Origin of the sequence: Erythrobacter sp. (assembly GCF_030066995.1) — a bacterium.
Classification (GTDB): Bacteria; Pseudomonadota; Alphaproteobacteria; order Sphingomonadales; family Sphingomonadaceae; genus Erythrobacter.
The window spans coordinates 657,811-674,702 of the sequence record NZ_JASJAP010000001.1 but is presented as its reverse complement, the minus strand read 5'-3'; the positions used below and the strand labels follow the sequence as shown (position 1 = coordinate 674,702).

19 protein-coding genes are annotated in these 16,892 nt (G+C 62.8%); 12 read left to right on the top strand and 7 right to left on the bottom strand.

What is annotated here, in order from left to right; all coding sequences use genetic code 11:
• Positions 1-218: 218 nt before the first annotated feature.
• From dnaG to QNI87_RS03220, 5 genes are all read left to right on the top strand, one after another.
• Entirely contained in the window at positions 219-2,102 is a 1,884-nt protein-coding gene (dnaG, locus tag QNI87_RS03240) for a DNA primase (protein ID WP_300593873.1), read from the top strand.
• Positions 2,103-2,194: 92 nt separating this feature from the next.
• Entirely contained in the window at positions 2,195-4,222 is a 2,028-nt protein-coding gene (rpoD, locus tag QNI87_RS03235) for an RNA polymerase sigma factor RpoD (RefSeq protein ID WP_300593870.1), read from the top strand.
• 8 nt (positions 4,223-4,230) lie between these two features.
• A complete protein-coding gene (locus QNI87_RS03230; RefSeq protein WP_300593867.1) occupies positions 4,231-4,521 on the top strand; it encodes a hypothetical protein in 291 nt (96 codons plus the stop codon).
• A gap of 52 nt (positions 4,522-4,573) precedes the next feature.
• Positions 4,574-5,221, top strand: a complete 648-nt coding sequence (gene parA, locus QNI87_RS03225; protein ID WP_300593865.1) for a ParA family partition ATPase — start codon at positions 4,574-4,576, stop codon at positions 5,219-5,221.
• Positions 5,222-5,315: 94 nt separating this feature from the next.
• Positions 5,316-6,347, top strand: coding sequence for a hypothetical protein (locus tag QNI87_RS03220; protein ID WP_300593862.1), 1,032 nt, complete (start codon positions 5,316-5,318; stop codon positions 6,345-6,347).
• Positions 6,348-6,444: 97 nt separating this feature from the next.
• Here QNI87_RS03220 and QNI87_RS03215 read toward each other — a convergent pair whose 3' ends face one another.
• On the bottom strand, positions 6,445-7,149 hold the full coding sequence (locus QNI87_RS03215; protein ID WP_300593859.1) for a hypothetical protein: 705 nt from the start codon (positions 7,147-7,149) through the stop codon (positions 6,445-6,447).
• A gap of 227 nt (positions 7,150-7,376) precedes the next feature.
• Here QNI87_RS03215 and QNI87_RS03210 point away from each other — a divergent pair, with 227 nt between their 5' ends.
• The 6 genes from QNI87_RS03210 (at position 7,377) to rpsD (ending at position 11,789) form a co-directional block, all read left to right on the top strand.
• A complete protein-coding gene (locus tag QNI87_RS03210) occupies positions 7,377-7,856 on the top strand; it encodes an RpiB/LacA/LacB family sugar-phosphate isomerase (protein WP_300593856.1) in 480 nt (159 codons plus the stop codon).
• Positions 7,853-9,163, top strand: coding sequence for a serine hydroxymethyltransferase (gene glyA, locus QNI87_RS03205; RefSeq protein WP_300593853.1), 1,311 nt, complete (start codon positions 7,853-7,855; stop codon positions 9,161-9,163). The genes QNI87_RS03210 and glyA overlap by 4 nt, the downstream gene beginning before the upstream one ends.
• Positions 9,164-9,170: 7 nt before the next feature.
• The gene (locus QNI87_RS03200; RefSeq protein ID WP_300595333.1) at positions 9,171-9,380 is read left to right on the top strand and encodes a hypothetical protein; all 210 of its coding nucleotides are present in this window, start codon (positions 9,171-9,173) and stop codon (positions 9,378-9,380) included.
• 9 nt (positions 9,381-9,389) lie between these two features.
• Positions 9,390-9,866 (top strand): transcriptional regulator NrdR, encoded by a 477-nt coding sequence (nrdR, locus tag QNI87_RS03195; RefSeq protein WP_300593850.1) that lies wholly within the window; start codon positions 9,390-9,392, stop codon positions 9,864-9,866.
• A gap of 21 nt (positions 9,867-9,887) precedes the next feature.
• Positions 9,888-11,021, top strand: coding sequence for a TrmH family RNA methyltransferase (locus QNI87_RS03190; protein ID WP_300595297.1), 1,134 nt, complete (start codon positions 9,888-9,890; stop codon positions 11,019-11,021).
• Between the two features lie 153 nt (positions 11,022-11,174).
• Positions 11,175-11,789, top strand: a complete 615-nt coding sequence (gene rpsD, locus QNI87_RS03185) for a 30S ribosomal protein S4 (RefSeq protein ID WP_300593847.1) — start codon at positions 11,175-11,177, stop codon at positions 11,787-11,789.
• A gap of 54 nt (positions 11,790-11,843) precedes the next feature.
• Here the strand turns inward: rpsD and QNI87_RS03180 are convergent, their stop codons facing one another.
• A complete protein-coding gene (locus QNI87_RS03180) occupies positions 11,844-12,425 on the bottom strand; it encodes a hypothetical protein (protein WP_300593844.1) in 582 nt (193 codons plus the stop codon).
• A 69-nt stretch (positions 12,426-12,494) separates the two neighbouring features.
• Here QNI87_RS03180 and QNI87_RS03175 point away from each other — a divergent pair, with 69 nt between their 5' ends.
• Complete coding sequence (locus QNI87_RS03175) at positions 12,495-12,836, top strand: hypothetical protein (protein WP_300593841.1); 342 nt, start codon at positions 12,495-12,497, stop codon at positions 12,834-12,836.
• 69 nt (positions 12,837-12,905) lie between these two features.
• On the opposite strand, the gene QNI87_RS03170 is transcribed toward QNI87_RS03175, so the two are convergent.
• The 5 genes from QNI87_RS03170 to QNI87_RS03150 form a co-directional block, all read right to left on the bottom strand.
• On the bottom strand, positions 12,906-13,220 hold the full coding sequence (locus QNI87_RS03170) for a chorismate mutase (RefSeq protein WP_300593838.1): 315 nt from the start codon (positions 13,218-13,220) through the stop codon (positions 12,906-12,908).
• A complete protein-coding gene (gene tgt / locus QNI87_RS03165) occupies positions 13,220-14,356 on the bottom strand; it encodes a tRNA guanosine(34) transglycosylase Tgt (protein ID WP_300593835.1) in 1,137 nt (378 codons plus the stop codon). Before tgt ends, QNI87_RS03170 begins: the two co-directional genes overlap by 1 nt.
• 102 nt (positions 14,357-14,458) lie before the next feature.
• Entirely contained in the window at positions 14,459-15,016 is a 558-nt protein-coding gene (locus QNI87_RS03160; protein WP_300593832.1) for a hypothetical protein, read from the bottom strand.
• A 158-nt stretch (positions 15,017-15,174) separates the two neighbouring features.
• A complete protein-coding gene (locus QNI87_RS03155) occupies positions 15,175-15,942 on the bottom strand; it encodes an ABC transporter permease (protein ID WP_300593829.1) in 768 nt (255 codons plus the stop codon).
• A complete protein-coding gene (locus tag QNI87_RS03150) occupies positions 15,939-16,883 on the bottom strand; it encodes an ABC transporter ATP-binding protein (RefSeq protein ID WP_300593826.1) in 945 nt (314 codons plus the stop codon). Before QNI87_RS03150 ends, QNI87_RS03155 begins: the two co-directional genes overlap by 4 nt.
• Between the last annotated feature and the right edge of the window lie 9 nt (positions 16,884-16,892).

The window sequence follows — 16,892 nt, the reverse complement described above, 5'->3', positions numbered from 1 at the left end:
CCCACAGGTCCTTCGAGACGGGCCTTCGACAAGCTCAGTCCCTCCTCTAAATGAGCGGAGGTTTTCCAGTTCTCCCGCTCATCCTGAGGAGCGAGGACACAGTCCGAGCGTCTCGAAGGACCGATCGCACGTAAGACTTCGACAAGTGTCCACAGGGAGTGTAAAACTCATGTCTGGAACTGCTCGACACAACGTACCACAAAGGGCACCTTTTAATCATGACTATCACCCCTCAATGGAAAGACGAACTGCGCGCGCGCGTCACCCTTTCCACAGTGGTGAACCGCACGACCAAGCTCACGAAGGCCGGGCGCGAGTGGAAGGCGTGCTGCCCTTTCCACAATGAGAACACGCCCAGCTTTTACGTCAACGACGAGAAGCAGTTCTACCATTGCTTCGGCTGCGGCGCTCACGGCGATGTCATCACCTGGATGATCGAGCAGCGCGGCTTTTCCTTCATGGACGCGATCAAGGAGCTGGCTGAGGAAGCGGGGATGGAAGTGCCCCGCCCCGATCCGCAAGCCGCGAAGAAAGCGGAGAAGCGCGCCGAGCTGGTCGATGTGACGACCGCGGCGCAGGGCTGGTTCGTCGATCGCCTAAAAGGGCCTGAGGGCCGCACGGCGCTCGATTATTTGCGCGGGCGCGGGCTCACGGACGAAACCTTGCGCGAATTCGGCTTTGGCTACGCGCCCGAGGACAAGCAGGCGCTCTCATCCGCGCTTTCAAGCTTCGAGCCCCAAATGCTGGCCGAGAGCGGCATGCGCATCGTCACCGAGGACGGCAAGGCCTATGACCGCTTTCGCGGCCGCGTCATGCTCCCGATTCAGGACCAGCGCGGACGCGTCATCGCTTTCGGGGGCCGCATCCTCGACAAACGAGAGGGCGTGGCGAAGTATCTGAATTCGCCCGATACCCCGCTGTTCGACAAGGGGCGCACGCTCTACAACCTGCACCGCGCCGCCCCCGCCTCGCGCCAGAGCGGGCGTGTGATTGTGGTCGAAGGCTATATGGACGTCGTCGCGCTCGCGCAGGCGGGGTTCCCGGACGCCGTCGCGCCGCTCGGCACCGCGCTCACCGAGACGCAGCTTGAGATGCTCTGGCGGCTGGTCGAGACACCGGTGCTGTGTTTTGACGGCGACGCCGCCGGACAGCGCGCTGCAATGCGCGCTATCTCCCGCGCGCTCCCCATGCTTGCGCCCATGCGCAGCCTTAGCATTGTGCGCCTGCCCGCCGGGCTTGACCCCGACGATCTGATCAAGGCGCAAGGCCCAAGGGCGATGGGACGCCTGCTCGCCAGACCCAAGAGCCTGCTCGATGCCCTTTGGGAAGCCGAAAGAGACGCACAGCCGCTCACCAGCCCGGAGGCCAAAGCGGGTCTCAAGGCGCGGCTGATGGAGCACGTGGGCACAATCGAGGACGCCGACATTCGCGCGCTCTACCGCCGCGAATTGCTCGATCGTTTCTCGGCTTTCGCCTATCCTCCCCGTCCGGCGCGCAGCGCGACGCCTCGCCGCGAAGGGCGCGGGGCATGGAACGCTCGCGCCAGCGCGCCCCAGCCACTGACCCCCGCCGCGCGCAGCGCGCTCCAAAGGCTGCTTTCACACGGCCAGAGGGAAGGGCTTTTGAGCGCCGTTATCGCCGGTCTTCTGCGCCATCCGGGTGAGATCGAGCGCCACGCCGAAGCGCTTTCACGGCTCGCCCAGATCGACCCCGCAACCGCGCCGATCATTGAATCGTTGATCGAGCTCACCGAAACGCTTGATTCGCGCGATCAAACCGCCATATTCGACCAGCACGGCTTACCCGCCCCACCGGACGACTTGCGATACGCCTTCCTGAGAGAAGGCCCTGACACCGGAGACGCGCGCGAGGAACTGGCCGAGGCTGTGGCGTTGCTTGTTCAGAAGCCGGCTCTCGAGGCGGCTCTGGCCGGGACAATCGCGCGGTTTGACGAAGACCCGGAAGGGAGCTTTGCCGAACAGGCGCGGCTGCGCAAACAGCTCACCGCTGTCGAAGAGCGTCTCAAGGCTTTTGGCCGCCGCAAGGCTGCCGCCGGTTTTGCAGAAGACGCCTCGAACGGCGACACGGACAAGGTCGCGTAGCGCTCAGGGGCGCACACGTGGCGGGAACGGGATAAACGCGCAAGGGTAGCCACCAGTAACGCCCCTGTCGCATTAACGGATTGACGACGTACATGGCTTCGACCGCAAAAACCCAAGACAAAGAAGACGCTCCGCTGATCGACCTCAACGAGGCCTCGGTGAAGAAGCTGATGACCAAGGCCAAGAAAAAGGGCTACATCACCTATGATGAGCTCAACGAGGCCTTGCCGTCGGGCGAAATGAGCCCCGATCAGATCGAGGACATCCAGACCGCGCTTTCGGAAATGGGCGTGCAGATCGTCGAAAACGACGAGGAGGCGGAAGCCGAGGCGGAAGCGGAAGCCGAGGTCGAGGAAATGTCGGTTGGCGAAGGCGCCGACGACAAGAAGGACGCCAAAGCCGCTGCCAAGCCTGCGGCCAAGAAAACGGGCACGGGCGAGCGCACCGATGATCCGGTGCGCATGTATCTGCGCGAAATGGGCGCGGTCGAGCTGCTCAGCCGCGAAGGCGAAATCGCGATCGCCAAGCGGATCGAAGCGGGCCGCGACATGATGATCATGGGGCTGTGCGAAAGCCCGATCACCTTTCACGCCATCATCCAGTGGTCCGAGGCGCTGAACGCCGAAGACATGCAGCTGCGCGAAATCCTCGACCTCGACGCGATGCTCTCCAAGGAACCTCCGCCCGACAAGATGGAAGAGGAGAACGAGGACGATTCCGGTGAAATCTCCGAAGAGACCGCCGGTCCGACCATCGTGGATGACGACGACAGCGACACCGACGACGAGAACGAGGACGGCGAAGACGGCGAAGAAGGTTCCTCCAAGAAGGACGACGAAGAGGAGGAGGACAACACTCTTTCCCTCGCCCAGATGGAAGCCGCGCTCAAGCCCGAAGCCATCGAACGCTTCGCGCGCATCACCAAGCTGTTCAAGACCTTCGAGAAATTGCAGGCCGAGCGGGTCGACACGCTGGCGGCGGGCAACGACTTCCCCAAGGCCAAGGAAAAGAAGTACGAGGATCTGGGCGAGCAGCTGACGGCGGAAGTCGAAAGCATGCAGTTCCACGCGACCAAGATCGAGTTTCTGGTCGACAACCTCTACGCCTTCAATCGTCGCCTGACCGCGCTGGGCGGCCAGATGCTGCGCCTTGCCGAACGGCACAAGATCAAGCGCATCGATTTCCTCAAATCCTATGTCGGCAACGAGCTTGACGACAGCTGGATCGCGGCGAACGCCAAGAAGGACAAGAAGTGGGCCGCCTTTGCCGAGAAGGAAGAGGCCGCGATTGACCGCATTCGCGCCGAAATCACCGATATCGCCGCGCAGACCGGCATGGCGCTCCCCGAGTTTCGCCGCATCGTCAACATGGTGCAAAAGGGCGAGCGCGAGGCGCGTATCGCGAAGAAGGAAATGGTCGAGGCGAACCTGCGCCTCGTGATCTCCATCGCCAAGAAATACACCAATCGCGGCCTGCAATTCCTTGATCTTATTCAGGAAGGCAATATCGGCCTGATGAAGGCGGTCGACAAGTTCGAGTACCGCCGCGGCTACAAGTTCTCGACCTACGCGACGTGGTGGATCCGGCAGGCGATCACCCGCTCGATCGCGGACCAGGCGCGCACGATCCGCATCCCGGTCCACATGATCGAGACGATCAACAAGCTGGTGCGCACGTCGCGCCAGTTCCTCCACGAGGAAGGCCGCGAGCCGACGCCAGAAGAAATGGCCGCGCGCCTTTCGATGCCGCTGGAGAAGGTGCGCAAGGTGATGAAGATCGCCAAAGAGCCGATCAGCCTCGAAACCCCTATCGGGGACGAGGAGGATTCGCATCTGGGCGATTTCATCGAGGACAAGAACGCGGTCATCCCGGTCGACGCCGCGATCCAGGCGAACCTCAAGGAAACTGTCACCCGCGTCCTCGCCTCGCTCACCCCGCGCGAAGAACGCGTGCTGCGCATGCGCTTCGGCATCGGGATGAACACCGACCACACGCTGGAAGAGGTCGGCCAGCAATTCTCGGTGACCCGCGAACGGATCAGGCAGATCGAGGCGAAAGCGCTAAGGAAGCTAAAGCATCCGAGCCGGAGTAGGAAGATGCGGAGCTTCTTGGATCAGTAACGACAGATATGGCTTGGAAATCAAAACCCTTCACCGACGACAATTGGGCTGCTGTCCGGGACAGATTTGACATTTTGTTCGCCGCGCTTGGTTCGCCTGAGAGCATGGCGTTGTTGCTCAAGGGAAGCAAAGCTCTCGGACAGCAAGAGTTGTATCTGTTTTCGGATGACCCAAGCCATGCAAACTCACTCAGCGATGGTGGTTGGGAAGAAGCCGGACCTCCCGAAGGGGACAAGGTCACGCTCCTGACAGGAGACGCTGGATTCTGTAAGAAGCATGGGATCGTGCTAGGGCTCTGATCTGCTCTCTAGGCGGGGAACTGATTTCTCGCCGTTCATTCGGAATTGATCGATGTCCAAATCTGCCGAACCGATCACCATCGCCATAACCAGCCAGAAGGGCGGCTCGGGCAAGACCACGCTCGCCGTTCACCTTGCGACCCGCGCGGCGCAGGCTAAGTTTGAAAGCTGTGTGATCGACACCGACCCGCAGGCGACGGCGGCGGCGTGGTCCGATTGGCGCGGGGACTTTTTGCCTGTGGTAGTCACCAGTCCGCCAGCCCGGCTCGCGCGGACCATTGCCAGCGCTCAGAAAAACGGCGTCGATTTCGTCGTCATCGACACGCCCCCGCACGCCGACGCCGCTGCGCGCGAGGCGATCAAAGCGGCCGATATCGTCCTCATCCCCACCAAGCCGCGCGCCTTCGATCTCGCCGCGCTGGAGCCCGTCGCCGACCTTGTGAGCTTCGCCAGGAAACCCGCTTATGTGGTGCTCAATTCCGTTCCCTCGGGCGCGACCGTGCTGACCGGGGAGGCGCAATCGGCGGCGAAGGAGATGGGCTTCGACATCTGCCCCGTGGCGCTGGGCGATCGCGCGGCCTTCCACCGCTCGGTTGCCAAGGGCGACACGGCGACCGAAACCAAGCCCGACAGCAAGGCGGCCAAAGAGATCGACGCCTTGTGGAAATGGCTGACCAAGGAGCTCAAGAAGCTCGGCTGACGCGCGCTTGTCGCCCACCGCCTTAGGGTCTAGGGCCGCCACACGCGACGCGGCGCCCACGCTTTTTCCCACTCGAAGGCTTCAAAGGGACAGGATGCAAGCCAACCCCCTTCCGCTGATCTGCGCCTATGAGAACCGGCCCGAATGCGAAGACGGCGTGCGCGTCCTGGTCGCCAGCCTCAAGAAAGCGATCCCGCATGCGCGCCTGCGACTGTACCACAATCCCGCGCGCGAGGATTTTGCCGACTGGATTGCCCGGTACCCTGGGGTCGATTGGCGGCCCGCGCAGCTCCCGGCCTCGACCAGTTGGAACGTCAAGCCCGAGATCCTGACCGCGGCCTTCGATGACGGCTACGAGGACGTGATCTGGCTGGACGCCGATCTGCTGGTGGCGCGCGATTTTTCCGATTTCCTCGCGCAGTGCCCCAATGACGCGCTGATCGCGACCGAAGAGGCGAGTTGGGGCGCCTGGGACGACAGCCATCACCGCCGCACGCGCGGGTGGCTGCTTGAGCCGGGGCGCCAATTGCCGTTCACGGTCAATTCCTGCTTCCTGCGCGTGACCAGCCACCATCGGGGCCTGATCGAGGCGTGGCAGGAGCTGTTGTCGAGGCCCGAATACAAGGCCGCTCAGGCCGCCGAGTGGCACACCCGCCCGGCGCATATGATGGGCGATCAGGACGTGCTGACCGCGCTACTGGGTTCGCGCGAATTTGCCGATATCGATGTCCGCTTCCTGAGGCGCGGGCGGCATATCCTGCAACTCTTCGGGCCGCTGGGGTTCACCCTCAATGAGCGGTTGCAGGTCGCACGCGCGGGGCTTCCGCTGATCATTCACGCGCAGGGTACCAAGCCGTGGAAGCCCCCCGCACCTGACGGCTCGCGGCGCTGGTATGGCCGCCTGTTCGACATCTATCAGGACACCTCGGCCTACATCATGTTCGTGGAGAAGCATCTGGCCGAGGAAACGCGCTTTGCATGGCTGGCGCCAAGATCGAGCGCCGGCGCGCTCCTGCGCAAACTGGGCTTGGGGAGCATCAGCCTTGCCGGCGCACCGATTGCGGCGATCTTTGATGCCGTCTGGCAACCGCGCCGTCTGTTGAGGCGGTTGCGGCTGCGCGGGTGAGCGCGGCCAGAACCATACCTCGATCCGCACCGGCGCCGCGCGGCCTTCACGGACCGAAACGCCCGGCGACCCTTCGGCCACCGAGCCCGGCCGTGCGTCAATAGCGTCGACCGCGATCGTCGTTGTAGCTGCGGGGGCGCAGCGGGTATTTCAGCCGATAATCCTCGGCCACTTCCGGCGCGGGCGCGCGCGGGAGCGAGGCGAACTTTCTGGCGATCTTGCCAAGCTTCTCAGGCGGGATTTCGGACCATTCGAGTGTGTTGCGCGCAGTAAGTCCGAAGTCACCCGCCACAGTCAGTTCGCCCTCACGCACCTCGAACACCGGCGAACCTTCGTCATAACCGCGGCTCGGGAACGAGACGGTCTCGCCAATACCGGCAAATTTCACATCGGCGAGGCACCGCTCATTGGGTGCGGGCACCTTTTCACACTTCGCCCCGTGCCCGACAAGACGGTAGCGGCCCGCGGGCAACTGGACCGCGAGCGGCTTGTACTTGGTGGTCGAATTGCCTCCCATGCTCAGGCTGCTTTCCTTGCGGGAAACCCGGATGAGATCGGCCTCGTTGGCGATGTCACCGCCCTCACGCAGAAACCAGACATTGAGCTCGGCAAGAAGAAACAGCTCGCTGCGCACCGAAACGATCACCGCGCCATGGCCCGGATCGAGCGCGGAGGCTCTTGAGACCTTCTCTGGCACACGCCCCGGATCGTTCGCCGCTGCGCGAGCCGGGGCGAGCGGAACGGCGCACAGCGCCGCAAGCGCGAGCAACAGGGCGGCCAGTCGCGTCCCTGTACGTCTCACAAGCCTGTACCGCTCACAAGCGCCTGGGGTCGGATCGAACTCATGGGCACGGAACGTTACCGATTGCGCATCGCGCCGCAAGCCCTCGGCGCAAGACCTGTGCGCAAGCGGCTTCGCGTTTTCCACGCGCGATACTTCTGCGCGATTTTCATGCGCGCGAAAGCGCTGCGTCGAAAACTGCATTTTGGCCACTGGAGTGTTGCCGCGCCCTCCCCTATGAAGCGCGCATGCGTATTGCCATTGCTTCCGATCACGCCGCGACCGAGATGAAGGCGCAGCTTGCCGAATGGCTCATGGATGAGGGCCACGAAGTCGCCGACCTTGGCCCAGAGCCCGGCGCGAGCGTCGATTATCCCGATTACGGCTATCGCCTCGCCGAGATCATCGCCGATGGAACCGCCGAGTGCGGTGTTGCGCTGTGCGGATCGGGCATCGGTATCTCGATCAGCGTCAACCGGCATCCGGCGGTGCGGTGCGCGCTGGTGTCCGAACCGCTGTCCGCCGCCCTCGCTCGCGAACACAACGACGCCAACGCGATTGCGCTTGGCGCGCGGCTGATCGGCATCGAAATGGCAAAGTCGTGCGTAGCTACCTTTCTGAACACCGAATTTGCCGACGCGGGCAATCCTGATGGCCGCCATCAGCGCCGCGTTGCCAAGCTTGGCACCCCGCCCAACCTGCCCGATCATATCGAGACCCATCAATGAGCACTCAGCCCTCCCACCTCACGGACCCGATGCACGGCTTCTGGCATGACGATCTCGCCACCGCGGATCCGGATATCGCCGCGGCCATCGAGAAAGAGCTTGACCGCCAGCGCGACAAGATCGAGCTGATCGCGAGCGAGAATATCGCGTCCAGAGCGGTGCTCGAGGCGACCGGCAGCGTGTTCACCAACAAATACGCCGAGGGCTATCCGGGCAAGCGCTATTACGGCGGCTGCGAATACGCCGATGTGGTCGAAACGCTGGCAATTGATCGCGCTAAGCAATTGTTCGGATGCCATTTCGCCAATGTGCAGCCCAATTCCGGCAGCCAGATGAACCAGGCGGTGTTTCTCGCGCTGCTGGAGCCGGGCGACACGTTCATGGGGCTCGACCTCAATTCCGGCGGGCACCTGACGCACGGGTCGCCGGTCAATATGAGCGGCAAGTGGTTCAACCCCGTGAGCTACGGCGTTCGCCAGGATGACGAGCTGATCGACATGGACGACGTGGCCGCGACCGCGCGCGAGCACAAGCCAAAGGTGATCATCTGCGGCGGCACCGCCTATTCGCGGACATGGGATTTCGCCCGTTTCCGCGAAATTGCCGATGAAGTGGGCGCGATCCTTTTGTGCGACATGAGCCACATTTCCGGACTTGTTGCGGGCGGCGCCCACCCCTCGCCCTTCCCGCACTGCGATATCGTCACCTCGACGACGCATAAGAGCCTGCGCGGCCCGCGCTCCGGCATCATCTTGTGGAACGATGAGAAATACACCAAGCCGCTCAACATGGCGGTCTTTCCCGGCCTTCAGGGTGGCCCCCTCATGCACGTGATCGCGGCAAAAGCCGTCGCTTTCCGCGAAGCGCTGACCCCCGAATTCAAGGCCTATGCGCACCGCATCGTCGAGAACGCGCGCGCTCTGGCGGCGAGCCTTGAAGAGAACGGTTTGCGCATCTGTTCGGGCGGCACGGACAATCATTCGATGCTGGTCGATCTCACCGCCAAAGGCGTGACCGGCAAGGACGCCGAAAAGGGCCTCGATCGCGCCTGGCTCACCTGCAACAAGAACGGGATCCCGTTCGATACGCGCTCTCCCTTTGTCACCAGCGGCGTGCGTCTGGGCACACCGGCGGGCACAACGCGCGGCTTTGGCCCGGTCGAGTTCCGCACAGTGGGCGCGCTGATCGCAGAGGTCGTGGACGGCCTCTCCCAGAACGGCGCTGAGGGCGACGCGCAGGTGGAAGAAAGCGTGCGCGCGCGCGTGAGCGAACTGTGCGCCGATTTTCCCGTATATCCCGGCAAGTGAGGCGAAGGTGAGCGACAACGAAAACGATTGGGTCGAAGACGCCAAGCAGGAGCTGAGCGGCATGGCGAAGGAGGGTATGCATCACCCTTCGACCAAGCCGGTGCTGACCGGCGCCGCCATCGGCGCGGTGGCCGGCGCCTTGCTGCCCGTCGTAAGCCTGCCGCTCGGGCTCGTGGCGGGCGCAGGGTTTGCCTTCTATCACCGGATCAAGAAGTAACGCCCGCCAATGCGCTGCCCCTTTTGCGCTCACGAAGAAACCCAGGTCAAAGATTCCCGCCCCACCGAAGACGGCACCGCCATCCGGCGGCGTCGCCAATGTTCTTCGTGCGGCGCGCGTTTCACGACCTTCGAACGCGTCCAGCTGCGCGAAGTCATGATCGTCAAGGCTGGCCCCGATGGCGGCGAACCGCGCCGCGAACCCTTCGATCGCGGCAAGCTTGAGCGCTCGGTTTCGCTCGCCTGCCGCAAGCGCGGGGTGACGCAGGAACAGATCGACCAGCTCGTCTCGGGCATTCAGCGGCAGGTGGAAACCGCGGGCGAACCCGAAGTGCCTTCGGCGCGGATTGGCGAACTGGTGATGGACGGCCTGCGGCAGATCGATTCGGTCGCCTATATCCGCTTTGCCAGCGTCTACCGCGACTTTTCCGAAGCGCGCGACTTCGAGGAATTCGCAAGCACCGTTGCCGAAGCGGCGAAGGACTGAGCGCGCGTGTTCTGGGCCTATATGCTGCGCTGCTCGGATGGGACTTACTACACCGGGCACACCGACGATCTGGACGCGCGGGTGGGCGCGCATCACAGCGGCGCGGTCGCGGGGTACACCGCATCGCGGCTGCCCGTGGAGCTGGTGTGGTCGCAGGAATTTGGGGAGCGGCATGAGGCGCTTGCGGCTGAATTACGGATCAAGGGATGGTCTCGTGCGAAGAAGGAAGCGCTGATCATGGGTGATTGGGATCGCCTTTCATTTCTTGCAAGGCCACCTTCGGAAAGACGAGGCTCGGCTTCGCTCGCCAACGCCCCTCGACTTCGCTCGGGACGAACGGATGATGAACCGGCACTCACATCCGTTCGCCCTGAGCCTGTCGAAGGGCAAAGCCGAGCGAAGCCTAGGCTTAAGGACGAAACCAACAAACCCGTCATCGTCCTTGTCCGCCCGCAACTGGGCGAAAACATTGGCAAGGCAGCGCGCGCGATGCTCAATTTCGGGCTCACCGAGATGCGGCTTGTGGCCCCGCGCGATGGCTGGCCCAACCCTTCGGCGGGTCCCGCAGCGGCGGGCGCGGATATCGTCCTCGATCAAGCCCAAGTGTTCGACACCACCGCCGAGGCGGTCGCCGATTGCCAGCATGTCTACGCCACCACCGTGCGCAAGCGCGGCGTGACCAAGCCTGTGGTCGGTGCCGACGGCGCCGCGCGGCTGATCCATGGCGAGCCGGGGCGTCACGCGGTCTTGTTCGGCCCGGAACGATCGGGGCTCGAGACCGAGGATGTCGCGCTCGCCCGGCATATCCTGACCGTTCCGATCAACCCCGAATTCGGCTCGCTCAACCTGGCGCAAGCGGTGATCCTTGCCGCGTATGAATGGTCGCGCATCGGGCGCGAGCAGGCCCAAAGCGATCTGGTGCAACCCACGGCGGATGAAGAGCTTTTGCCTCCCGCGCCGCAAGAGGAGCTCGACGGGCTGATCGAGCACCTTGAATCCATGCTCGCGCCCAAGGGCTATTTCCTGCCGCCCGACCGCGAAGAGGCGACCAGGCGCACCTTGCGCAGCGTTCTCACCAAGGCGGGCTGGAACCACCTCGAAGTGCGCACTCTGCGCGGCGTGCTCTCCTCGCTGGGGCGGCCGGATAAGGGTTGATTTCTGCGCGCCCGCTGCTATTTGCGCGCTTTCGCGAATTGGCTCCGCACCCCGGTGAAGCGGCAGCCGCGCTGAAGATCGACGCTTCAGCGGTGCGATGCCGGGTTGAATGGCCGCCACTTCGGGCGGCTCAGCAAATCGAAGGAAAGACCTATGTCAAAGCGCAAAAGCGCCAAGTACAAACTCGACCGCCGGATGGGCGAAAACATCTGGGGTCGCCCCAATTCCCCGGTCAACAAGCGTTCCTACGGCCCCGGCCAGCACGGCCAGCGCCGCAAGAGCAAGATGAGCGACTTTGGCCTCCAGCTTCGCGCCAAGCAGAAGCTCAAGGGCTATTACGGCGACGTGACCGAGAAACAGTTCCGTTCGACCTACAAGGACGCCACCCGCATGAAGGGTGACACGGGTCAGAACCTCATCGGCCTGCTTGAGCGCCGCCTGGACATGATCGTCTACCGTGCCAAGTTTGCCCCCACGATCTTCGCCGCGCGCCAGATCGTGAGCCACGGCCACATCTATGTGAACGGCGTGAAGTGCAACATTGCGAGCCGCCGCTGCGACGTGGGCGATGTCATCAGCCTGGGCAACAAGGCGAAGGAAATGGCGCTCGTCATCGAAGCGCAGAGCCTGCCCGAGCGGGAAATTCCCGACTATGTCGCGCCCGACGGCAACGACAAGGTGAGCTTCACCCGCGTGCCCAAGCTTGACGAGGTGCCCTACCCCGTCACGATGGAGCCGAACCTCGTGGTCGAATTCTACTCGCGCTAGTTCTCACGAAAAGTCGCTTCAGAAGACGGCGGCGCCTTCCCGGTGCCGCCGTTCCTATTGGAGCTCCATTAGCCTTTGGGTCAACGCCTGGTGTTGGTTGGTTGCGAGAACCAGAGCCGATTGCTTCTGAGCCACCACGCTGCGCTGCGTAAAAAGATCGCTTTCAAGCGCAGTGATCCTAGATTTCATCGCCTTCACGTCGCGGTCTGCGTTAGACATCACCCCGGCAACGTACCCGACCTCCTCTTGATTGCCGAGCGCATAAAGCCCAGCAATCAGCGCCACTCCCGCAGCGACCGATTCCGCCTCTTCTGAGAACTCGTTATTGGCATCAATGGCGACAGCAGCTCCCCCGAAGCCGGCTACGATGGCCGTCACGGCTTCCGGATGCCTCTGCAAAACCGCCCTCACCTTGTTCTCATACTGCACGAGCTCCCGCTTTGACCGGGAGATATTGCCTTCGATTGAACTCTGCTTGTTTCGGGCCGCTGTGAGTTCGGACTGCGCAAGTCCAATCCGAACCTTCAACACATCCATCTGCTCACGGACTTCTGCGCGTTCTTCAGCGTTGAAATCGATGCACGCCGTGAGGGAAAAGGCCCCAAAGACCACGATTGCGGTACGTATCCAGCCCAAAACTACCCCCAGGGCAACTGCACTAATAAGTGTTAGTCGTAAGTTAGCTAACTGATCATACGAAAAGCGATGGAAAACTCTAGAGGAAAGATTCTTCGCCCGGCACGCCTGCTCTTCGGCCTGTTGAGCGAGGCACCCGAACTCTGCTTGAACGCCCCGAGGCCATGCCTGACCTCCCCTTTTCTCTTGTTCAGAGCGACGCGACATCGGTCCAGCAGCCAGCATCAAAAGGCATTAAAGTCGCCGATTAACCTGCTTACCGACGGCCCCCGGGAAGAGGTTCGCTTCGCCGCCTTTGGCCCGATCATCAATGGCGGCGCGGAGAAGGGCGTCGGGAAATGGAAGAAAAAGTTCAGCTGGATGGCGAACTCGATCGCGCCCGGAAACGCGGCAAGCAGCAGGCACGCCTAATGGCCTTTTTGGGTAAGGCCTAGGCCTGAAATCGCTCACCCATCCCGCTGCGACCAGCTAGCAGCCTAGCTAAGTGCGCGTCTTGTCCCAGACCTCGAACTCATAGGCGATCGAGCCCTCGACCAGACGCTCCCAGATATCGGCGATCACCTCGCCCGGAAGGCCGCGCACCTCGGCGTCCTTTACCGCCTGCTCGATCACATAGGCCTTGCGCTCATTGTCGCGCACCGCTTCGCGGGTCGGCTTGATGCGGGCCGCAGCGCGCATATAGCCGAACCGCCGATCGAGCAGCGCCACCAGCTCGCGATCGGTTGCGTCAACGCCCACGCGCACCTCCATCATCGTCTCGCAATCATCAGGCAGTTTGGCAGGAGGTTCACGCATCAATCGGGCTTTCCAAGGTAATTTCGCCGAAAATCGGCGGCAAAGGCGGCGAAACGCCCGTGCTCAATGGCATCGCGCATAGCCCGCATCAAGGCTTGGTAGAAGGCGAGATTGTGCTCGGTCACCAGCATCGCGCCGAGCATTTCGTTCGCCTTCACGAGGTGGTGCAGATACGCCTTGGAATAGTCGCGCGAGGCGGAACAATCCGAGGCGGGGTCCAGCGGCTCCTTATCTTCGGCAAACCGGGCGTTGCGCAGGTTGATCGGTCCGTTCCAGGTGAAGGCCTGCCCGTTGCGCCCCGAACGGGTCGGCAGCACGCAATCGAACATGTCGATCCCGCGCTCGACCGCGCCGACAAGATCGTCGGGCTTGCCAACGCCCATCAGATAGCGCGGAGCGTTCGCTGGCAATTGCTCGGGCGCGAAATCGAGAACGCCGAACATCGCCTCCTGCCCCTCGCCCACCGCAAGGCCTCCAACAGCGTAGCCGTCAAAGCCGATATCGATCAGTTTGTCCGCGCTGATGCGGCGCAGGTCTTCATCGAGCGCGCCCTGCTGGATACCGAACAGCGCGGCTGCCGCGGCGTGCTCCTGCCCAGCGTCAAAACCAGCGCGGCTCCGGCTGGCCCAGCGCATCGAAAGCTCCATGCTCGCGGCGATCTCGTCGCGCGGGCGGTCGGCGCGCGGGCATTCGTCGAACGCCATGACGATATCGGAGCCCAGCAGCCGCTGGATCTCCATTGAGCGCTCCGGAGAGAGCATGTGCTTCGAGCCGTCGATATGGCTGCGAAACTCGACCCCTTGCTCGTTGAGCTTGCGCAAGTCCGACAGGCTCATGACCTGATAGCCACCGCTGTCGGTCAGGATCGGGCGCGGCCAGTTCATGAAGGTGTGCAGACCGCCCAGACGCGCCATGCGCTCCGCGCCCGGGCGCAGCATCAGGTGATAGGTGTTGCCAAGGATGATGTCCGCGCCCAGCGCCCGCACGGCTTCGGGCTTCATCGCCTTGACGGTGGCCGCCGTGCCCACCGGCATGAAGGCGGGCGTCTGAATGTCGCCGCGACGCATGGAGATGGTTCCACGCCGCGCGCGGCCATCGGTGTGGGACAGCTGGAATGTGAAACGCTCAGAAGACATTCGCGAGCGCGCTAGCGGGGTGCGCGCGGGCTGTCACCCGCAAACAAACGGGCGGGACGCCGATACCAGTGCCCCGCCCGCCCTTTCCGTTTCGGTCGCGGCTCAGAAGCGCAAGCCAATGCCCGCCGTCGCGCGCACCGTGTCGAACGCGATGGTGTCTAGGTTGAGGCGCACATCGAACCCGCCAAGGGGAACATCGATACCCGCGCCGACCAGGTAGTCTCCGGTGGTCGTGTCGAGGTCGAAATCGTCTTCAAGAAGGTCTTCATCCACGCCAAGGAACTCGCCTGCATCGACGTCGACTTCCTGATAGCCACCACGCACATAGAGCTTGGTGCCGTTCGCGGTGCGAAAGCCGGCTCGCGCCGAAGCGCCATATTCCGCGTCAATGGCGTCCGTGCCAACCGCGGCGTTGCCTTCGATACCGACAAAGAAGCTTTCAGCCACCGGGAAGTCGACCGCGACGAAGCCGCCAAAGATGGCGCCGTTGTCGGTGACGTCGAAATCATCGACGATGACATCGCCATCGAAGACACCAAGATCGTGCAGACCGGCGTATCCGCCAACCGACACTTCGGGCTCTCGATCCTGTGCGAAAGCGGCGTGCGGAGTTACGAAAGCGGCGCTTGCAACAAGCGCGCAAATTACATTCTTTTTCATTATCTTATCCTCACATCGCTGCTCCAGGGGTAAGCAGCGTGCGGTGGGTTAGACGCGCAATTCTTGCCTGCAAATGAACTGTGCGTTCAAGAATTTCGGCGCTCGATCAAGCGTTGGGTGCGCTCGATCGGCGCGTTGGCCGGGGGTGGGTCGCGCCATCACTCTCTAAGCCGCCAACCGGTCTTGAAAATGAAGGCAATGATCGCGACGCATACCGCCAGAAAGCCGAGCGTCAGTCCCAGCGAAACGCCAATCGCCACATCCGCCGTGCCATAGAACGTCCAGCGCAATCCGCTCACCAGAAAGGCGATCGGGTTGAACAGAGCCAGCGTGTCCCAAGGCTCCGGCAGCATGTCGAGCGAATAGAAGGTTCCGCCCAGAAAGGTCAGGGGCGTGAGGATCAGTTGCGGGATAATGCCAAGTTTTTCAAAACTGTCCGCCCAGATCCCGAGAATGAACCCGAACAGCGAAAAGCTCGCCGCGACCAGCATGATATAACCCAAGGCGAACGCGGGATACTTGATTTCGTATTCGACGAAAAAGGTCGCGGTGGTGAGGATGATTGCAGCGAGGATCAGGCTCTTGGTCGCCGCGGCGCCGACGAAGCCGATCAGGGTCTCCGCGACACCGATGGGCGCGGAGAGCAGTTCGTAGATCGTACCGGTGAAACGCGGCATGTAGATGCCGAAGCTTGAATTGCTCGTCGTCTCGGCGAGCAGCGTCAGCATGAGCAGGCCAGGGATGATGAAGGCGGCGTATTCGACCCCGTCAATCGCCGGCATCCGGCTGCCGATAGCGCTGCCAAAGACGATGAAATAGAGCGAGACCAGCAAAACGGGCGCGAGGATCGACTGAAACGCGGTGCGAAAGGCGCGCATCAATTCGCGCTTGTAGATCGCCCAGGCGCCGATGGGGCTGAACGTCATGGCGCGCCCTCCCCTGCGGTCTCGGCGGCGACAAGATCGACGAAGATGTCTTCCAGCGAGCTGTCATGGATATCAAGACCGGTGTAATCGATCCCGGCCTGGATCAGAGCCTTGGTAAGGGCCGCAATCTCGGCCCGCCCGCCCGAACCACCGCGATAGCACAGCTCGCGCCCACCATCGCGCAGTTCGACCGGAAAGTCGCAGAGCGCCTCGGGCAGCGCGGCAAGCGGCTCTGCCAACGTGATCAGAGCCTCGGTGTTGCCAAGCTTCTCCATCATCGTCGCCTTGTCATCGACCATCAGGATGCGGCCCTTGCGGATGATGCCCACCCGGTCGGCCATCAGTTCCGCTTCTTCGATATAGTGGGTGGTCAAAATTACGGTCGTCCCCTGCTCTCGCAGCGCCGCGATCTGCTCCCACATGCCCTTGCGCAGCTCGACATCGACACCGGCTGTCGGCTCATCGAGGAACAGCAATTCGGGCTCGTGCGCCAGCGCCTTGGCGATCAGGACGCGGCGTTTCATGCCGCCGGAAAGCTCGCGGATCTGGCTGTCCTTCTTCTCCCAAAGGCTTAGCGAACGCAGGACGTCTTCGATCTTCGCCGGGTCCGAAGGATAGCCAAACAGGCCGCGCGAATAGGACACCGCGCGCCAGACGGTCTCGAACATGTCGGTCGAAAGCTCTTGCGGGACCAGGCCGATGCGCGCTCGGGCACGGCGCCAGTCGGTCGCCAGATCATGGCCGAAGGCGATCATTGTGCCCGCCGTGGGTCGCACCAGCCCGCACACCGCGCCGATCAGCGTGGTCTTTCCCGCACCGTTGGGCCCGAGCAGCGCAAAAATCTCGCCTTGGCGGATGTCAAGATCGACGCCGTCGAGCGCTTTTGTGCCGCCGGCATAAACCTTTGTGAGACCGCTGATTGAGAGGATAGCGTCGGACATGCTCCCTTC

Bases quoted from the DNA above. Each gene is read 5' to 3' on its own strand.
- dnaG (WP_300593873.1), top strand. From the start codon at position 219: ATGACTATCACCCCTCAATGGAAAGACGAACTGCGCGCGCGCGTCACC.
- rpoD (WP_300593870.1), top strand. From the start codon at position 2,195: ATGGCTTCGACCGCAAAAACCCAAGACAAAGAAGACGCTCCGCTGATC.
- QNI87_RS03230 (WP_300593867.1), top strand. From the start codon at position 4,231: ATGGCTTGGAAATCAAAACCCTTCACCGACGACAATTGGGCTGCTGTC.
- parA (WP_300593865.1), top strand. From the start codon at position 4,574: ATGTCCAAATCTGCCGAACCGATCACCATCGCCATAACCAGCCAGAAG.
- QNI87_RS03220 (WP_300593862.1), top strand. From the start codon at position 5,316: ATGCAAGCCAACCCCCTTCCGCTGATCTGCGCCTATGAGAACCGGCCC.
- QNI87_RS03210 (WP_300593856.1), top strand. From the start codon at position 7,377: ATGCGTATTGCCATTGCTTCCGATCACGCCGCGACCGAGATGAAGGCG.
- glyA (WP_300593853.1), top strand. From the start codon at position 7,853: ATGAGCACTCAGCCCTCCCACCTCACGGACCCGATGCACGGCTTCTGG.
- nrdR (WP_300593850.1), top strand. From the start codon at position 9,390: ATGCGCTGCCCCTTTTGCGCTCACGAAGAAACCCAGGTCAAAGATTCC.
- QNI87_RS03190 (WP_300595297.1), top strand. From the start codon at position 9,888: ATGCTGCGCTGCTCGGATGGGACTTACTACACCGGGCACACCGACGAT.
- rpsD (WP_300593847.1), top strand. From the start codon at position 11,175: ATGTCAAAGCGCAAAAGCGCCAAGTACAAACTCGACCGCCGGATGGGC.
- QNI87_RS03175 (WP_300593841.1), top strand. From the start codon at position 12,495: ATGGAAAACTCTAGAGGAAAGATTCTTCGCCCGGCACGCCTGCTCTTC.
- QNI87_RS03170 (WP_300593838.1), bottom strand. From the start codon at position 13,220: ATGCGTGAACCTCCTGCCAAACTGCCTGATGATTGCGAGACGATGATG.
- tgt (WP_300593835.1), bottom strand. From the start codon at position 14,356: ATGTCTTCTGAGCGTTTCACATTCCAGCTGTCCCACACCGATGGCCGC.
- QNI87_RS03160 (WP_300593832.1), bottom strand. From the start codon at position 15,016: ATGAAAAAGAATGTAATTTGCGCGCTTGTTGCAAGCGCCGCTTTCGTA.
- QNI87_RS03155 (WP_300593829.1), bottom strand. From the start codon at position 15,942: ATGACGTTCAGCCCCATCGGCGCCTGGGCGATCTACAAGCGCGAATTG.
- QNI87_RS03150 (WP_300593826.1), bottom strand. From the start codon at position 16,883: ATGTCCGACGCTATCCTCTCAATCAGCGGTCTCACAAAGGTTTATGCC.